This window comes from Aquimarina aggregata (genome assembly GCF_001632745.1).
Classification (GTDB): Bacteria; Bacteroidota; Bacteroidia; order Flavobacteriales; family Flavobacteriaceae; genus Aquimarina; species Aquimarina aggregata.
Map to the genome: position 1 here is coordinate 1 of NZ_LQRT01000054.1, position 761 is coordinate 761.

Annotated in this window: 1 pseudogene; it reads left to right on the forward strand. The window is 41.3% G+C overall.

Going from position 1 to position 761, the window contains the following annotated elements:
- A pseudogene (locus tag AWE51_RS23335) lies at positions 1-761 on the forward strand (gliding motility-associated C-terminal domain-containing protein); the annotation flags it as partial.

The window sequence follows — 761 nt, forward strand, 5'->3', positions numbered from 1 at the left end:
ACGGATAGTAATGGTGATGGTGTTCCCGATGTTTATGATTTTGATGGCGATGGTATTCCAAACCATTTAGATTTAGATAGTGATAATGATGGTTTATATGATGTTGTTGAGACGGGTAATGGTGCGTTAGACACAGATAATGATGGAGTTATTAACGGTAGTGTAGGGTCAAATGGTATTCCTGATACTGCAGAAGATGGGGGCGTAGATGGAGCAGGAGTAAGCGGCGCACCTACTGATACTGATGGTAATGTAAATGATGGTCCTAATTATTTGGATATTGATTCAGATGATGATGGTATTCCTGATAATATTGAGGGTCAACCTACGGTTGGTTATATCGCTCCTATTGTAGATAACCCAGCTACACCATTAATTGATGAATCTGATACTGATGGTAATGGAGTAAATGATGCTTATGATACTAACGGTACTGCATTAGATCCTGATACTGTTGATATCGATGGTACCGGTGGTGGTGATTATATAGATACCGATGCCGATGGCGATGGTATTCCTGATGCTACCGAGGCTTATGATACTGATGGTGATAATGTCCCGGATACCTTACCTGCAAATGCTGATAGTGATGGAGATGGTTTAGATGATAATTATGATACAATTGATTTAGGTACTACCCCTGCAACGAATGCTACCGATGGAGGGGAGTTAGCGACCGATTTTCCAGATGATGATAATGTAGGCGGTGATAGAGACTGGCGAGATCCTTTAGATGCTGATGGCGATGATATTGCCGATAA